The sequence below is a fragment of the Streptomyces sp. DH12 genome (genome assembly GCF_020873895.1).
Taxonomy (GTDB): Bacteria; Actinomycetota; Actinomycetes; order Streptomycetales; family Streptomycetaceae; genus Streptomyces.
The window spans coordinates 1-548 of record NZ_JAHWGT010000602.1; the positions used below are offsets into that span (position 1 = coordinate 1).

The following is a 548-nucleotide window of genomic DNA, read 5'->3' on the forward strand; positions in this document are numbered from 1 at the left end:
GTGTACCCCTGTGCCTCGTCCACGTTCACGAGGGGCCGCGTCCAGCGGCTGCGGATGCCGTCGACGCCAGTGCCGTACGTCATCAGGCAGAGGAGTTCCTGGCCGATACCGCCCGTACAGTGCGGCGGAACCACCCCTCCTTGCGGGTCAGCACACGGCTGCTGCTCGGGCGGGCGGCCACCGTCCTGACCGGCGCGGCCGCCGGCACCGACCTCCTGGTTCTCGGCTCGCGTGGCCTGAGCGGCACCATGGGCTTCCTGCTCGGGTCGGTCGCGAGGGAGACGGTCAGCTCGACGCAGACGCCCGTCGTGCTGGTGCGAGTCACCGGTCAACCGGCCACGCCCCGGCAGTCAGCCCCCGACGTTCCGACTCGCGACGTGATCGTGGGCCTGGACATCCACCACGACTGCGCCTCCCTCCTCGACTTCGGTTTCGCAGAGGCCGCCCGGCGTGGCGACCGCTTGGTGGCGTTGCACGGATGGCCCATCTGGCCCGTGGTCCGTGACGCGGGAGCACTCGTCGCAGCACAGCGCGACATGGGCTCGGAC

General features: G+C 71.2%; 1 protein-coding gene. It reads left to right on the top strand.

Annotation, left to right across the window (positions count from 1 at the left end):
• Positions 1 to 8: 8 nt before the first annotated feature.
• Positions 9 to 548 (top strand): universal stress protein (locus LPA54_RS36005; protein WP_228984749.1); only part of this gene is annotated, 540 nt, incomplete at its 3' end.